This is a genomic window from Kocuria aegyptia, assembly GCF_039530085.1.
Classification (GTDB): Bacteria; Actinomycetota; Actinomycetes; order Actinomycetales; family Micrococcaceae; genus Kocuria; species Kocuria aegyptia.
In genome coordinates this window covers 64727-80385 of sequence record NZ_BAAAOA010000029.1, presented here as the reverse complement: position 1 = coordinate 80385, position 15659 = coordinate 64727, and the positions used below count along the sequence as shown (strand labels likewise).

15 protein-coding genes are annotated in these 15659 nt (G+C 74.6%); 4 read left to right on the top strand and 11 right to left on the bottom strand.

The genetic code is table 11. The features are described 5' to 3' along the window. Positions 1-83 precede the first annotated feature (83 nt). A complete protein-coding gene (locus ABD220_RS12235; protein ID WP_344122962.1) occupies positions 84-968 on the bottom strand; it encodes a lysylphosphatidylglycerol synthase domain-containing protein in 885 nt (294 codons plus the stop codon). A gap of 93 nt (positions 969-1061) precedes the next feature. Between ABD220_RS12235 and ABD220_RS12230 the strand changes: the two genes are divergently transcribed. Next, a complete protein-coding gene (locus ABD220_RS12230) occupies positions 1062-1829 on the top strand; it encodes a CDP-alcohol phosphatidyltransferase family protein (RefSeq protein WP_344122960.1) in 768 nt (255 codons plus the stop codon). On the opposite strand, the gene ABD220_RS12225 is transcribed toward ABD220_RS12230, so the two are convergent. The 5 genes from ABD220_RS12225 to ABD220_RS12205 all read right to left on the bottom strand — a co-directional run bounded on the left by ABD220_RS12225 (position 1822) and on the right by ABD220_RS12205 (position 5983). After that, complete coding sequence (locus ABD220_RS12225; protein ID WP_344122958.1) at positions 1822-2688, bottom strand: methyltransferase domain-containing protein; 867 nt, start codon at positions 2686-2688, stop codon at positions 1822-1824. The two genes, ABD220_RS12230 and ABD220_RS12225, sit on opposite strands and share 8 nt — an antisense overlap. Continuing rightward, a complete protein-coding gene (locus ABD220_RS12220) occupies positions 2685-3914 on the bottom strand; it encodes a glycosyltransferase family 4 protein (RefSeq protein ID WP_344122956.1) in 1230 nt (409 codons plus the stop codon). Before ABD220_RS12220 ends, ABD220_RS12225 begins: the two co-directional genes overlap by 4 nt. 5 nt (positions 3915-3919) lie before the next feature. Next, on the bottom strand, positions 3920-4339 hold the full coding sequence (locus ABD220_RS12215) for a 6-pyruvoyl trahydropterin synthase family protein (protein ID WP_344122954.1): 420 nt from the start codon (positions 4337-4339) through the stop codon (positions 3920-3922). Positions 4340-4368: 29 nt separating this feature from the next. Beyond that, entirely contained in the window at positions 4369-5370 is a 1002-nt protein-coding gene (locus ABD220_RS12210; RefSeq protein ID WP_344122952.1) for an MDR/zinc-dependent alcohol dehydrogenase-like family protein, read from the bottom strand. Between the two features lie 133 nt (positions 5371-5503). Next, complete coding sequence (locus ABD220_RS12205) at positions 5504-5983, bottom strand: MarR family winged helix-turn-helix transcriptional regulator (RefSeq protein ID WP_344122949.1); 480 nt, start codon at positions 5981-5983, stop codon at positions 5504-5506. A 74-nt stretch (positions 5984-6057) separates the two neighbouring features. On the opposite strand from ABD220_RS12205, the gene ABD220_RS12200 reads away from it, so the two are divergent. The 3 genes from ABD220_RS12200 to ABD220_RS12190 all read left to right on the top strand — a co-directional run bounded on the left by ABD220_RS12200 (position 6058) and on the right by ABD220_RS12190 (position 8305). After that, on the top strand, positions 6058-6705 hold the full coding sequence (locus tag ABD220_RS12200; RefSeq protein WP_344122947.1) for a maleylpyruvate isomerase family mycothiol-dependent enzyme: 648 nt from the start codon (positions 6058-6060) through the stop codon (positions 6703-6705). 72 nt (positions 6706-6777) lie between these two features. Further along, positions 6778-7311 (top strand): alpha/beta fold hydrolase, encoded by a 534-nt coding sequence (locus tag ABD220_RS12195; RefSeq protein WP_344122945.1) that lies wholly within the window; start codon positions 6778-6780, stop codon positions 7309-7311. Positions 7312-7696: 385 nt separating this feature from the next. After that, entirely contained in the window at positions 7697-8305 is a 609-nt protein-coding gene (locus ABD220_RS12190; protein WP_344122943.1) for a hypothetical protein, read from the top strand. Between the two features lie 2 nt (positions 8306-8307). Here the strand turns inward: ABD220_RS12190 and fmdA are convergent, their stop codons facing one another. The 5 genes from fmdA to ABD220_RS18095 form a co-directional block, all read right to left on the bottom strand. Then, positions 8308-9561 (bottom strand): formamidase, encoded by a 1254-nt coding sequence (gene fmdA / locus ABD220_RS12185; RefSeq protein ID WP_344122941.1) that lies wholly within the window; start codon positions 9559-9561, stop codon positions 8308-8310. A 33-nt stretch (positions 9562-9594) separates the two neighbouring features. After that, entirely contained in the window at positions 9595-9879 is a 285-nt protein-coding gene (locus ABD220_RS12180; protein ID WP_344122939.1) for an FmdB family zinc ribbon protein, read from the bottom strand. A gap of 176 nt (positions 9880-10055) precedes the next feature. Next, entirely contained in the window at positions 10056-11486 is a 1431-nt protein-coding gene (locus ABD220_RS12175; RefSeq protein ID WP_344122937.1) for an FAD-binding oxidoreductase, read from the bottom strand. 110 nt (positions 11487-11596) lie between these two features. Then, positions 11597-13453 carry a M23 family metallopeptidase gene (locus ABD220_RS12170; protein WP_344122935.1) on the bottom strand — a complete coding sequence of 619 codons (1857 nt, stop codon included), beginning with the start codon at positions 13451-13453 and terminating at the stop codon, positions 11597-11599. A gap of 263 nt (positions 13454-13716) precedes the next feature. After that, positions 13717-15267: a M23 family metallopeptidase gene (locus ABD220_RS18095; protein ID WP_425552558.1), complete on the bottom strand. Its 1551-nt coding sequence runs from the start codon at positions 15265-15267 to the stop codon at positions 13717-13719. Between the last annotated feature and the right edge of the window lie 392 nt (positions 15268-15659).

Sequence of the window (15659 nt, the reverse complement as noted above, 5' to 3'; positions counted from 1 at the left end):
GCCCTTGATGCTACGGTCCACGGCCCGGTCAGCTCGGCAAGAACATGGAACTTCATTGATGTGACGAACCTGCGTTCAGGAGCCTAGAGCGAAGGTGCGGCCACCGCCGGCCGGAGCCATCCAATCAGCACGACGATCCCTGGCAGGGCCGAGATCAGGGCGAGCAGCCCGTAGCCGATGGAGATCGCGAAGCCGGTCCCGGCCGGCAGTGAGTGGGCCATCGCGGCCAGGGTGGTGATGCCCTCGCGCGGGCCCCAGCCGCCCACCCCGACGGGCACGGACATCCCGGCCAGGCCCAGCACGGTGGTCCCCCACAGATTGGCCAGGGTCTCCTGCGGGGCGGTACGCACGGCGGCCAGCAGGAACAGGCCCTGGTAGCAGGCCCAGGCGAGCACGGACAGCACCCACACCGCGGCCCGGTCCCGCGCCGGGGCGCCGCTCGTCGAGCGCCAGGCGACGGCCCCCACGGCGAGCGCCCCGAGGCCGAGGGCCGCGGCGAGCCAGCCGCCGACCGCCAGGGCGGGGACGACCCCCGCCGCGAGCAGCACGGACGTCCCGGCCAGCCGCTCGCCCAGCACGGAGCTGCCGGCCCCGGGCCAGCTGTCGCCGCGCCGTCGACGGCGGAGCACCCGCACTACGTCCCCGGCCACGCCCCCGGGCAGCAGCAGGTTGACGAGCCCGGACGCCCAGCACTCGCCCAGGGCCTCCCGGAACCCGATCGGCGTGCCACGGCTGCGGGCCACGAGCCGCCAGCGCTGGGCCTGGGTCGCGGTGGCCACGACCCCGGCGCCCAGCGCGAGCACCACGGTCGCGGGGGTCAGGATTCCGACGGCGCTGCGCACCGCGTCCGTGCCCAAGGTGCGGAACAGCAGGGCGAGGAGCACCAGTCCGGCCGCCGCCTGCCCGGCGGCGAGCAGCGCGCGGAGAACGCGCCGCCGGCTGAGGGCGGGCGGGGTCTCGGCGGGCATGGGCGCAGTCTAGCCACCGCCCGTCCCCACCCGGATTGACGCGACGGGCCGCGCCCGCTCACGATGAAGGCCCCCGACGCGGAAGGCGACCGCATGCCCCTGGCCCGTTCCACCGGCCCTCGTGCCTCGGCTCGCCGGGACGGTCTCCTGGCGTTCGTGGGTCTGGGGGGAGCGCTCGCGGCGCTCGTCCTCCTGGCGGACGTGGAGCCGCCGGTGCTGGTGGCCTCCGGGCTGCTGGGCCTCGCCGTCCTCGGCGCGGTGGTGCGCAGCACCGTGGGCCGCCGCGGCGAGCCGTACGGCCCCGCGGATCGGGTCACCGTGGGCCGTTCCGTGCTCGTCGCCCTGACCGCCGCGCTCCTGCCCGTGGGCCTGGTCCCCGTGCTGGGACAGGACGCGGGGCGGCCCGTCGACGCCTGGTGCTGGACCGTCTTCGCCGTCGCGCTGCCCGCCTGGCTGCTCGACGGGGTCGACGGGTGGGTGGCGCGCCGCACCGGCAGCGCCACGCGCGCCGGGGCACGGTTCGACCAGGAGGTCGACGCCGTGCTGCTGCTGTTCCTCTCCGTGGCCGTCGCCGCCCGGATCGGGCTGCCGGCGGCCTGGTGGGTGGCCGTGATCGGCGCCCTGCGCTATCTCTTCCTGCTGGGCCTGCGGGTGCGGCCCGCGTGGCGGCGCCCGTTGCCCTACTCGTCCTACCGCCGCGTGGTGGCGGGGATCCAGGGCGGGGTCCTGCTCGGCGCGCTGGTGCCCCTGATCCCGCTGCCGCTGGCCGTCGCCGCCACCGTCGTCGCGCTGGTCCTGCTGCTGATCTCCTTCGGCCGGGACGTGCTGTGGCTGGAGCGCGGCGCCCGCGGCCTCAGCTGACGGGTGGCAGGCCGAGCACGTCCGCGTGCCCAACCGTGGCCCGGAGCCGGCCGCGGGCGCAGTCCACCAGACGGGTCCGCAACCAGGCGTGGGCCTCGGCCGTGAGGTCCGGGCGGTGCTCCACGGCCGCGTCCGCCCGGTCGGCGAGGAACCGCTCCAGGAGGGGCCGGGCCCACGCCTGGTCGGAGATCCACCAGGGGGTGGGCGTCACGTCCACGACCATGCCGCGCTCTCGGAGGGACTCCGCGACCAGGCGCACGGCGTCGGTGCCGACGAGCTCACCGCGGTGCTGGTGGTCCTCGAAGGCCCCCAGCACCGAGGGGTCCAGGTGGTGGGGCGGGTCGAGCAGGACCTCGCCGTCGACGGTCAGGGCGAGGAGCGCCGGGACGGTCTCCTCGGACAGCACGCGGGCCAGGTCCCGGATCTGCTCCCGCGTCAGCAGGTCGAGCAGGGCCGAGCACGTCACGAGCCGCCGGGGGGCCGGGTGCTCCGAGAGCACCCGGCCGAGCTCCTCGACCCCGGCGAGGACGGGCACCACGTCGGCCCCGTCGGCCCGGGCGGCGGCCACGGCGCGGTCGAGCAGCTCTCGGTCGTGGTCGAGCAGGATCCAGCGCTGGGGGCCGGGCAGGTGCCGGGCCAGCCAGGCCCGGTTCGCGCCCGTCCCGGCGCCGAGGTCCACGACCACGACGGGCTCGGCGCCCGAGGAGCTAGGGTCCCCGGCCGGCGCCAGTTCTTCCCAGTGCCGGACGAGACGGGCGATCAGCGGCAGGGAGTCCTCGCGGGCCGCGGCGTCGGCCGGCTCGCGCAGGGCCAGCCAGTCACCGGCGACGGGTCGGTCGGGGGCGGCGTGGTTCGTCATGACGGTCTCCTGGTTCGGTCGGTGTCGTGGCAGATGTCGCAGTCGGGCGCGGTGCCGTGGCCGGGTGCGGTGTCGCGGTCGGGTGCGGTGCCGTGGCCGGGCGGGTCCGAGGGGCCGGGCGGTGGCCCGATCGCCGCGAGGACGTCGCGGGCGGTGTCCGCCCAGCTGCGGAGACGCTCGCGGCGGGCCAGCGCCGCCGCCCGCCACTGCGCGCGCAGGGCGGGGTCGGTCAGCCACTCGCGCAGCACCTCCGTCCAGGCGGACGGGTCGGTGGGGTCGAGGGCGGCACCGGCCCGGGTGCCTGCGCCGGCCGGGGTTCCGGCACCGGCCGGAGTGCGCGCACCGGCCGCGTCCCGGGCTTCCGGCGTGCCGTCGAGGGCCTCGACCGCCCCGGTGCCGGCCGCGACCACCGCGGGCACGCCGTGGGCGAGCGCCTCGGTGACGACCATGCCGTAGGTCTCGGCCGTGGAGGGCAGCAGCAGCAGGTCCGTGCGCGCCCACTGCCGGGCCAGCGCGAGGCCCTCGAGGGGGCCGGGGCAGCGCACCCGCCCCGGCCCGAGGAGCTCCCGGACCGCCGCCCGCAGCTCGCCGACGTGCTCGGGGGCACCCTCGGGGCCCACGAGGTCGAGGGTCCAGCCGAGGCCGGTCAACGGCGCGAGGGCCTCCAGCAGCAGACGCTGGTTCTTGCGCGGAGTCAGGGACGCCAGGCAGGTCAGCCGCGGCGGGCACGATCCCGCGGCCACCGGTCCGCGCTCGGCGCCGGGCTCGGCCACGACGGCGTCCGCGGTGCCGTAGCGGCGGCGGAGGTCGCGGGCCGCCCAGGCACTGGGTGCGAGCACGCCGCTGGCGGCGGCGAGGGCCGCTGCCTCCCGCCGGGCGAGCTCCGTGGCGGCCGCGGGGTCCAGCCCGGTCTCGGCGGGCAGGGGCAGGTGCACGAGCAGGTGCACGGGCACGCCGGAGCGCACGGCGTCGTCGACGGCCTCCGGGTCTGCGCACCCCACGAGGCCGTCGAGGACGACCGCCCGTCCGGGGGCCGGTGCCCCGAGCGCCCGGCGCAGCCGCGCCCGGGCGGCGCCGTCCGGCGCGGGCCAGTCCCCGGCCACCGGCACGAGGCGGGCCGGGCGGCCCAGGGCGCCCAGGGCCGCCACGAGCCGGCGGTCGTAGAGCGAGCCGCCGGTGGGCCGCCCGCCGTCGTCGGGCGCCACCACGTCGATGCCCGCGCACATGGTGCTCACCGGACGGGGGCGGGCCCGCCGCGCTCGCTCAGCACGGGCAGCTCGAGGGTGTAGGAGGCCCAGGCGTCAGGGGTCTCCCGGAGGGTCACGGTCAGCCGTTCGAGCCCCTCGACGAACGCCGCGCCCGCCGCGAGCCGCTCGGCGACGTACTGGGCGAGGACCTCCGTGGTGGAGAGCCGGCCCGCGAAGTCCGGATGCTCGTCGAGATTGCGGTAGCGCAGCCCGTCGAGGACGCCCGCGAGCAGGTCGTTGGCCACGCCGATGTCCATGACCACCCCGTGCTCGTCGAGGACCGGCCGGGACCAGGTGGTCTCGACCTGGTAGGTGGCCCCGTGCAGGTTCTGGGCCGGGCCGAAGAAGGGGTCCGGCAGGCTGTGGGCGATCATCATGTGGTCTCGGACGGTCAGGGTGAACACAGCACTCCTCGGGTCGGTGGGGGGGGTGGTCAGTCGTAGCGCACCACGTGGCACAGCACGTCCGGGGCTCCTGCGGCGAGCCGCGCCATGGTGGCGGGCAGCTCCTCGAAGGAGGAGGTCTCTGAGAGCAGGGCGTCGAAGCGGGGGTCCCGGAGGGCGTCCAGCGCGGTGGTGAGCCGGTCGGCGGTCGTGCGGCGGGCCCGGCGGGCGGGGGCGACGGCGCCGACCTGGCTGGCGCGGATCTGCAGCCGGCGGGCGTGGAAGTCGGCGCCGAGCGGGACGGCCGGGTCCTCGTCGCCGTACCAGGACAGCTCGATCAGCTCGCCCTCGTCGCCGAGCAGCTCGAGTCCCCGCGCCAGGCCGGCGGCGGTGGAGGAGGCGTGCAGGACGATGTCGCACTCCTCCGCCGCGTCCTCAGGCAGCACGTGCTCCAGGCCGAGCCGGGCCGCGAGCTCCCCGCGGGACGGCTGCGGGTCCACGAGCTGCAGCCGGGCCAGCGGGAAGCGGGCCAGCAGTGCGGCCGCGCACGCCCCGATCATCCCGGCGCCGACCACGGCCACGCGGTCCCCGAAGCGGGGGGCGGCCTCCCACAGCGCGTTGACGGCCGTCTCCACCGACCCGGCGAGCACCGCGCGCCCGGAGGGCACGTCGTCGGGCACCGGGGTCACGGCGGAGGCAGGGACCACGTAGCGGTCCTGGTGGGGGTGGAGGCTGAAGACCCGCCGGCCCAGCAGCCCCTCGGGCCCCTGCTCCACGACGCCCACGGACAGGTAGCCGTACTTCACCGGGCCCGGGAGGTCCCCCTCCTGGAACGGGGCGCGCATCCGCTGGTGCACCCGCGCCGGGACCAGGCCGCGGTGGACGAGGGACTCGGTGCCGCGGCTGATCCCGGAGCGCAGCGCCCGCACCAGGACCTCCTCAGGGCCCGGGGCGGGCAGCTCCGCGGTGCGCAGTTCCCCCCGGCCCGGCTCCGCGGTCCAGTAGGCGCGGCAGGTGCGGGGCTCCTCCGGGGCGGCGGCGGTGTCGGTCATGGTCCCATTGTGGCCCGGCGGCGGCGTCGCGCCACCGGACGACCACGGCGCGCCCCCGTGACCACCCCGGGCCCGGCCGGACCGGGACCGCGCGGTCGGCCGGGCTCTGCCGGACCGGCCGAGCGGTGCGTGGTCAGCCGGGCGGTCCGTGGTCAGCCGGGCGGTCCGTGGTCGGCCGGGCGTCACCGGGCTCCTCGTGCAGCTCGGCGAGCGCCCTGCGCAGCGCGGCATAGCGCCGCGACCCGAGCTTGCGCCGCCACTGCTCCTCCACCTCCGCGACCACGCCGGCCGCCACTGCCTGGGCGGCCCGGCCGCGCTCGGCAATCGTCACGAGCCGCGCCCGGGCGTCGGCGGGGTCGGGGCGCCGCTCCACGTACCCCTCCTCCTCCATGGCCTGCACGAGCAGGCTGGCCGTCTGCTTGGTGACACGGGCCTGCTCCGCCAGCTGCACCGTGCGGGTGCCGTCCGGGCCGATCCGCTGGAAGATCCGCGCCTGGGCGTAGGAGAGGTCCGCGAAGCCCGCGGCGTGCAGGGCCTCGAGCACCCGGATCTCCATGTCCCGATACGGGTAGTACAGCAACAGCCCCGTGTTCGTCCCCGCGTCCTCGTGCACTTCCACCCCTTGACACCGTGGCGTCCCCGCCGGATTATTTAGTCAGGAAACCTGACCACTAGAGGGAGATTATCATGGACCGCACCGCCATCTGGGACACCGTCCACCGGGAGCGGTCCGCGCTGGCGGACCTGCTGGAGACGCTGACCCCCGCGGAGTGGGACCACCCCACCCTGTGCCCGGGATGGGCGGTGCGGGACGTCGCGGCCCACGTCATCTCCTCGCCCCAGTTCGGTCTCGCCGACCTCGCCCGCGCCCTGTGGCAGGGCCGGGGGGACTACAACCGCGCCGTGTTCCTGGATGCCCGGAAGCGCGGCCGGAAGCCGGTCGAGCAGATCGTCGCGGACTACCGCCGCCTCGACGGGTCGCGGCGTCACCCCCCGGGCACGGGCGTCCGGGATCCACTCCTCGACATCCTGGTCCACACCCAGGACATCGCCCTGCCCCTGGGCCGGCACCATGCCATGCCCCCGGAGGCCGCCCGCACGGCCGCCGAGCGCGTGTGGTCCATCTCGTTCCCGTTCCGGGCGCGCCGCCGGCTGCGCGGGGTGACGCTCACCGCGACCGACGTCGACTGGCGCGCCGGCAGCGGGCCCGAGGTCCGCGGCACCATGGAGGCGCTGTTGCTGCTGCTCACCGGTCGCACGGCGGCCCTCGACCGGCTCGAAGGACCCGGCCTCGACCTCGTGCGACCAGGGGCGGGAGCCGCCCGCGGCTCTTGACACCCTGCCGCGGCGGCGGGGACGCTGGAACCGGCGGCGTCCGCCGTCACCTCCCCGTCCCCGAGGTGACCCATGGTCCAGCGCATCCTCTTCCTGCACGGCGCCGGGACCCAGCCCGGCCCCGGCGAGAACCCGGTGCTCGAGGCCCTGAGGCGGCAATGGCCCGACGCCGACCTCGTCGCCCCGGACCTCCCGAGCCCGGAGGACCCCGACCCGGAGCAGTGGCAGGAGGCGATCGGCCGGGCCGTCCGCGCCATCCCGGACGAGCCCTGGGTGATCGTGGGCCACTCCCTCGGCGGGTCCGAGGCCCTGCGCTTCCTCTGCCACCGGATCCCCACGCTGCTGCAGCGAGTCGTGACCGTGGCGGCCCCGTGCTGGTGCCCGGAGCACCCGGACTGGAACGAGCAGGGCTTCGCCCTGCCCCCCACCGTGGGCCGGAAGCTCGCGGACCTCGAGATCGTCGTGGTCCACGCCGAGGACGACGACGTCGTGCCGCCCACCCACGCGCACTGCCTCAGCGAGCGGCTGCCCTCGGCCCAGCTCGTGCTGCTCCCCGCCGGAGGGCACCTGCCGACATCCTGGACGGACCGGGGACTCATTGCGTGAGCAGGACCCGCACGGATCGGCAGAGCGGACGCCGCGCAGGAGCACGGGAGGCCGGAGTCGGGCACGCCTGCGGCACCGGAGTACCACCCGCGCCCTGGGGGCCGGCGCCCTCCTCCTGGGGCTCTCCGCCCCGGCGTCGGCGGACGCGCTCCCGGCCGCCCCGAGCGGCGAGGTCGCTGCGACCGCTTCGGTCGTCGTCCCCGCCTCGTGCGGCCCTGCCGCCGGAGCGCTGCCCGTCGCGACCGGACGCCCTGTGCAGGACGATCGGCGCGCACTGACGGCAGCGCTGGACGGACTGAGCGGGGCCGTGGGCGCCGAGCTAGGGCTGCTGGTGCAGGACGCGGACGGCCGAACCCTCTTCGCCCATCACCCGGAGGTGTCCGGAATGGAGGCCAGTCTCTCGAAGGTCCCGCTTGCACTCACCACCATGCGCCTCGCCGCGGAGCGGGACGGGCGGCTCACGGAGCAGCAGCGCGCGCTGATCCGTGACAGCGTCCACGAGAGCGGCAACGAGTCCACCACCTCCCTCTACGGCGCGCTCGGGCCCACGGTCTCCGCCATGGAGGACGAGCTCAACGAGACCTACGGCCTCATGGGTGCCGTCTCCACCCGCTCCTCGGGCGGCTGGGGCCACAACCTGACCACGGCCTCCGACCAGCTGGCCGTGCTGCGCACGGTCGTCCACGGGGCGGACTGGCTGCCCGAGGAGGACCTCGCCTGGCTGCGGGAGCAGATGCGGCCCAGCCACCCGTCCCAGACCTGGGGCGTGGGGGCTCCGCGCGCGGACGGGTCCGGGGCGGCGGGCTCCCTCGTCAAGAACGGGTGGCTGCCGGACGCCGCCGGCGCATGGGACACCCACAGCGTGGGGCGGACGGTGACGGGCGGGACGGCTCACCACATCGCGGTGCTGGGCTCCGGATATCCCACTGCGGCGTGCGGCCAGGACGTGGCCACCGCCGTGGTCGGCCTGTACTTCGCCCTCGGGACCGCCTGAGCTCATGCGGCCGCGTGCGGCGCCCCCGCGCCCGGATCCACCTGGTGAGGACCGGCCGCGGAGGGCCGGACGTCGAAGTCGAAGATCGCGGTGGGCAGGTAGACCGTGGCGCAGGAGTTGGGGATGTCCACCACCCCCGAGAACCGGCCCTCGATCGGCGCCGCGCCCAGCAGCAGGTACGCCTGCTCCGGGGAGTACCCGAACTTCGTGAGGTAGTCGACCGCGTGCAGGCACGCCCGCTGGTAGGACAGCTGCGAGTCGAGGTAGCGCTGCTCGCCGTCGAGGGTCACCGAGGTGCCGGAGAACGCGATCCACTCGCTGTACTGCGGGTCCGTGTTCCCCGGCAGGAAGATCGCGTTCTCCGCGACCCCGTAGGTCTCCATGCCGTTCTTGATGACGTCCACGTGGAAGTCGACGAATCCGCCCATCTCGATGGCGCCGCAGAACGTGATCTCGCCGTCGCCCTGGGAGAAGTGCAGGTCTCCCACGGAGAAGTTCGCGCCGTCCACGAAGACGGGGTAGAAGACGCGGGTGCCCTTGGTGAGGTTCTTGATGTCCTGGTTGCCGCCGTTCTCCCGGGGCGGGGCGGTGCGCGCGGCCTCCCCGGCGACCCGCTCGAGGTCAGCGTCGGGAACCGCGCCGAGCAGGGCGTTCTCGGGCTCGGGCGGCAGCGCCAGGGGCGGGACCTGGTCCGGGTCGGTGGCGATGAGCGCGCTCTCCCGCGCGTTCCACCGCGCCAGGAGCTCCGCGGAGGGCGCCGTGCCCATCAGACCGGGGTGCACGATGCCGGTGAACGAGACCTCCGGGACGTGGCGGGAGGTGGCCGTCTGGCCACGGAAGTCCCAGATCGCCTTGTAGGCGTCCGGGAACCGGTCGGTGAGGAAGCCTCCGCCGTTGGACCGCGCGAAGACGCCGGTGTACCCCCAGCCCTGACCGGCCAGCGGGCCCGAGTCCTCCTGCGGGATGGGGCCGACGTCGAGGATGTCGACGACCAGCAGGTCCCCCGGCTGCGCGCCCTCCACCGCGAACGGACCGGAGAGCTTGTGCACGGTCGTCAGGGGCGCGTTGAGGACGTCCTCGGCGGAGTCGTCGTTGACGATCGCGCCGTCGAACCACTCCCGGCAGTGCACCCGGAACGTGTCCCCCGGCCGCACGGTGGCCACCGGGGGGATCTCCGGGTGCCACCGGTTGTGCCCCACCAGCTGCTGGTCTTCGAACGGCCGTGACGAGTCCAGGGGAAAGATGAGCTCCGGCATGACGTGCCTCCTTGACTGCGGTGCGGGTGCCTCTCAGGGCCGGGGAAGTCTGCGGCGCAGGGGGTTGCCGGTGGTTCGGGGCGCTCGGCGGGGGCCGGGTGGGGGCGCGGCGACGACGTCGGGCTCAGCGGCGGTGCGCTCGGTGCGCTCGATCAGCCGGGCCGCAGGGGTACCACTGCGGGAGAGCCCGGGCGCGCTCATCAACCGGCGCGCCGGGGTCCCGCAGCCGGGGCAGCCGCTCTCGCGGGCGGCCGCGCCCATGCTGAGCAGGACCTCGAAGTCGCCGCACTCCGGGCACCGGTACTCGTAGATCGGCATGCGGGGTGCCTCCCGGGATCGCGGCGTCTCTGGACTGACGACCATAGTGCGGGGCCGGCGGCCAGGGAAGGGCGGCCACCGGTCCGGACCGGACATGACGGGGCGGACACGTCGGCACGGGGCGGGCACGTCGGCGCCGCGGGCCGTGAGCCCGCGCGCCGAGGCGCTGCCCACCGCTATCGGAGCCGGCCGGGCAGCACGTTGAGGTTGTGCCGGAAGAGGTTCCCGGGATCGTAGCGGTCCTTGAGGACGGCCAGCCGCTGGTGCTTCTCCCGTCCGTAGGCCAGGCGGGCCGCATCCGCCGGAGCGCCTCCGAGCTCGGTCTCCGGGCCCATGAGGCCGACGTACTCGCCGTGCTCCGCGAACGGCTGCATCGCGTCACGGACGGTCCGCACGAAGGCGGCGAGGTGCTCGTCGCCGGAGGGGTCGTGCCGGACGCCGTGCACCATCAGCCAGTACCGCGCGGACCGGTTGGGGAAGGCGGTGGCCTCCTCGGGCACCCGGCCGAAAGCGCCCTCGAGGTGGTGGACGTCGATGCCGGTGCCCCGGCTGGTGATCCCGGAGGCCAGCTCGACGAGGACGTCGATGACCTCGTCGTCCAGCCGGGAGAAGGGCAGGTTCCGCCAGTGGCCGTGCGAGCCCTTGGGGAAGAGACCGTCCCTCGTCCCCTGCCACGCGAGCCAGGGCGTCGGTCCCATCTCCTCGGAATCGGGTGGGGCGTCCTCCCTCAGTCCGTCGACGACGTCCAGGCCGGCGGCGTGGTCCGCGGAGGCCCAGCTGAACCCCACGGTCAGCACCGGCTCGTCGCCCATCCCGGCCCCGGGGGGCGGGATCGCGAACATGAGGACCGGGTTCATCTCGTCCGGCAGACCGTGGGACCACGCGGCGAAGGCGGTCAGGGCCCCCCGCCACTGCGGCCTGCGGTAGTGGAGGTTCCCGGCGAGCACCGTGGACGGCAGCCGGCGGGCCCTGAAGGTGAAGGACGTGACGACCCCGAGATTGCCCCCGCCGCCGCGCAGTCCCCAGAACAGCCCGGCGTTCTCCTCCTCGCTCGCGTGCAGGTGGTCACCGACGGCGGTGACGACGTCGGCGGAGTCCAGGTTGTCGAGGGTCAGCCCGTTGCTGCGGATCAGCCAGCCCATGCCTCCGCACAGGGTGAGCCCCGCCACGCCGGCCGTCCCCACGAGGCCGCCGGGAACGGCGAGGCCGTACCGGGCCGTGGCGCGGTCGAGCGCGGCGAAGGTGGTGCCGGGATCCACGCTCACGAGCTGGTTCGCCGGATCGACGACGACGCCCCGCAGACGCCCGAGGTCCAGCACCAGGCCACCCTCGACCGTGCCGTGACCTGCGACACCGTGCCCGCCGCTCCGCACCGCCAGCGGCAGCCGTGTGCGCTGGGCCGCAGCCAGGGTCAGGTCGATGTCCTCGAGGCCTCCGGCCCGCACGACAGCCCGGGGACGTGCGTCGATGAGTCCGTTCCAGACGCGGCGGGCCCGGTCGTAGTCCGGGTCCCCGGGCTCGATCAGCCCCCCGGTGAGACGGGCCCGGAGTTCCTGGAGCGCCCTGGCCGTCCCGTTGCCCGGCGCCCCGTGGTCGGTGGTGCTCATGGCTCCCGCTCCCGCGCGAAATAACTGTCAGCCCGGGGGCAAATTCTAGTCCGCTACGCTGCGGACTCGGCGAATGCCCTCGTCACACCTGCATAACTCCGCGCCGGGCCTCAGCGGCGGACCGTCCCATCCGCTCGTGCGCCCGGCGCGGGCTCGGCCGCCGCAGCCGTCCCGGCGGCGTCACCGCCCTCCGCGGGGCCGGCCGGACGGGCCGGGTCGGTGGTCTCGGCCGGGTCGGTGGCGTCACCGCCCTCCGCGGGGCCGGCCGGACGGGCCGGGTCGGTGGTCTCGGCCGGGTCGGTGGCGTCACCGCCCTTCGCGGGGCCGGCCGGGCGGGCCGGGTCGGTGGCCGGCTTGGACGCCGCCTTGGGGGCAGGACGATAGGGCTCGTCGTCCTCGTCGTTGGGGATGCCGTCCCCGTCGATGTCGTCGTCCAGCTCGTTGCGCAGGCCGTCGCCGTCCATGTCGGGGTCGATGTCGTTGGGGACCCCGTCCCCGTCGATGTCGTCGTCCAGCTCGTTGGGTGTGCCGTCGTTGTCGATGTCGGGATCCTCGACGTCGAGGGTTCCGTCCCCGTCGGAGTCTCGCACTGCGTCGGGGACGACGACGGGAGCGACTCCCCGCTCGGGCTCGGGCTCCGCAGGCTTGGGCTCCGCAGGCTTGGGCGCCGTCGGCTTGGGCGCCGTCGGCTTGGGCGCCACGGGGTCGGGCGCCGCCGGCTCGGGCGCCGCCGGCTCGGGCACCACCGGCTCGGGCACCACCGGCTCGGGCACCACCGGATCCGTCGGCGGTGGCACGGCCTCCACCTGCCGCCCGGGCTGCTCGATGGTCCCGGTCTTCCCGGGTTCGGCCTTCTTCGCGGCGTCCGCCTTCTTCGTGGCCTCGGCCTTCTTCGCCGCCTCGGCCTTCTTCGCCGCCTCGGCCTTCTCCGCCGCCTCGGCCTTCTCCGCCGCCTCAGCCTTCTCCGCCGCCTCAGCCTTCTCCGCCGCCTCAGCCTTCTCCGCCGCCTCAGCCTTCTCCGCCGCCTCAGCCTTCTTCGCCGTCTCGGCCTTCTTCGCCGTCTCAGCCTTCTTCGCGGCCGGGTCCTCGACCGCGTCCGGGACGGGGACCTCGAGGGAGTACTTGCTGCGGGAGGCGGGAATGACGCGCATGCCGTCGACCCAGTCGAAGGACTGCGGGTCGACCGCCTGCCCGTCCACCCAGGTCTCGAAGTGCAGGTGCGGGCCCGTGACGCGGATGCCGGTGGCCCCGACCGTGCCGAGCTGCTCCGAGGCGGCGAGCCGGTCGCCGGTTCGGACCCGGACGTCCTCGAGGTGGTTGTACGTGGTCCTCATCCCGTCCGCATGGGTGACCTCCACCCGGTTGCCGCCCCAGACGTCCCAGAACACGGCCGTCACCACGCCGTCGAGGGCAGCGACGACGGGCAGGCCCGCCGCGGCGGAGACGTCGGTCCCGTTGTGGAACTCCCGCCCGCCGCGGTCAGGGGCGATCCGCCAGCCGAACTGGCCACCGGGCAGGACAGCACCGGGCCGGGTCGGCGCGATGATCGTGTTGATGGGCAGCTCGCCCTGGTACAGCTTCGGCGCCTGCTGCCCCGGGCGCACCGTGGAGGCCGCCTGGCGACCACCGTCACCGCGCCCGGCTCCTTCCCTCCAGGAGCCCGTCCCCGCACCGCCGTCCCGCACGGGCGAAGCAGCACGGTCGTCCCGCAGCGGGCCGACCGGAGGGGTGGTCTGTTCCTGTCCGGCCGCGAGCAGGCTCCACCCGCCGTCCGGCTGTTCGGCGGAGGCTGCCGGAGCGCCGAAGGCCGAGGTGCCCCGCTCGCCGCCGGCTCCGGGTGCGATGCCCGCACTGACGGCCACGCTCACGGCCACGAGGGCCGAGAACGCGGTGAGGGCGGTCACCGGTGAGGAGGCGCGGTGACGCAGATCGATGTGAGCGGGACGGCGAGAGGAGTCGCGGGGCATGACAGTGTTTCCCCCAGGAAGTCGCGACGAGCGACGAGAAGAACGTGCAGACGGTCGGGGCGCTCTCGCCCCGCGGCCTCAGCTTAAGCGAACAGCAGGCTCGGACCGAGAGATCCACCGTCCCCTCATCGGTGCCTTGTCATGCGGCGACTTGATGCAGATGCAACAGATTCTCCGACCGCGGTCGGGACCTGACCAGATACAAGATTCTCGGGCCTGCTGGTCCGATGACCGCCGTCACGCTCATCAGACTTCACCCGTCGTCAAGGCAACACCGGCCCCTTGTCGAAAGGTGTCTCACCGAAAGCAGCTCCACCACCGGCGGAGCCCCCACCCTCGGGAACCGCCCCACCACCCCCGGGAACCGTCCCACCGTCGGGAGCCGCCCCACCACCGGAGGTCCCCCCACCGTCGGGCACTGCCTCACCACCCCCGGGAGCCGTCCCACCCTCGGGAGCCGTCCCACCCTCGGGAGCCGCCCCACCACCGGAGGTCCCTCCACCGTCGGGCACTGCCTCACCACCCCCGGGAGCCGTCCCACCGTCGGGAGCCGTCCCACCGTCGGGAGCCGCCCCACCACCGGAGGTCCCCCCACCGTCGGGCGCTGCCCCACCACCCCCGGGAGCCGTCCCACCGTCGGGAGCCGCCCCACCGGAGGCCCCCCCACCGTCGGGCACTGCCCCACCACCCCCGGGAGCCGTCCCACCCTCGGGAGCCGTCCCACCCTCGGGAGCCGTCCCACCCTCGGGAGCCGCCCCACCCTCGGGAGCCGCCCCACCCTCGGGAGCCGCCCCACCCTCGGGAGCCGCCCCACCACCGGAGGTCCCCCCGCCCTCGGAGGACCTCCCACCTTCGGAAGACCCCTCGGCCTCGGCCGCGCGGACCACCAATTTCGTGGACTGCTGGCCCCATGATCTGACGATCTTCGCGGAGTCCCGCTTGGACGGTGGAAGCGCTTCCTTCTTTTTGGCGGGGATTTGTTCCTGGGTCTTGGCCTCCCGCACTGCCGGGATGATCCGCTCCCCTTCGAGCCAGTCGAAGGACTGCGGATTCACGACCTTCCCGTCGACCCACGTCTCGAAGTGCAGGTGCGGGCCAGTGACACGCGCCCCAGTCTGGCCCACCGTGCCGAGCTGCTGGGAGGCTTCCAGCTTGTCGTCGACCTCCACCTGCACGCGCTGAAGATGGTTGTACGTGGTGGTCAGGCCGCTCACATGGGCGACTTCCACCCGATTGCCCCCCCACTCGTCCCAAAAGACGTCCGTCACCACGCCTTCCATCGCCGCAACCACCGGCAGCCCCTCGGAAGCCGAGAGATCGGTACCGGTGTGCACCTCCGCCTTACCGGTATCGGGACCGCTCCGGGGGCCGAACTGCCCCAAGGGCAGGATTTGAGCGGGGCGAGTCGGCTGGATGAGTGTGTTCAGAGGCAGTTTCCCCTTGAACTTCTCGGGCGGCTCGGCCCCGGGACGCAGGGCGATCACCTTGGGGTCCTGCGCTTCCCAGGGGGCCTGGGCCCGTTGCTGGCCGGCGACCACATCCTGCCGTGCAGAGGCAGCCTCCCACGCGCTCCACCCGACGATCGGTCCGTCGCCCACTCGTTCATCTTCCGGGTCCGGATTTCCACAGGACGTGACGAGACCGACGACGGCTACCGCGAGCACCACGGGAACGACGATGATCGAGGAGAACCGGCGACGGCGCGACGCGGCCGGCCGACCACTGGGATGCCGGCCGGGTATGACACCATCTGCCCCGGAGCCGCGGCGACGGGTGGAGCACGACACCTGCCTGTCGGGGTCCGGATGGTGCATGGGATGTTCGACTGACCGGAATGACCGCACGGTGAGCTCCATGGCCTCCCCCTCCACGTGAGCGGACGTGCGCAGGCAGGGTGGGAACTCACCGGACGACACCGACCATGCCCTGGCCGCCGTCGGACGACAAGCACTGAGGAGCCGACAACGCTTCGGACCAGTCCGCGCGTCCACCCTCCACCGGCGGGCCATCCTCGAACCGGACCTCGACAAGCCGGCAGTCCAAGCCTTCAGAGGGGCAAACAGCCCACTCCGCCCACCCTGACTGCATGAGGAAGCAGTCGAGCCGCCGGGCCCGGTCGGAGACTGCGCGCTGGTCCGGACCATGCAACCACTGAGCACGAGCAGCACGGTGAAGGCCAGGGCGGCCAGCGATGAGAGGTACCGGC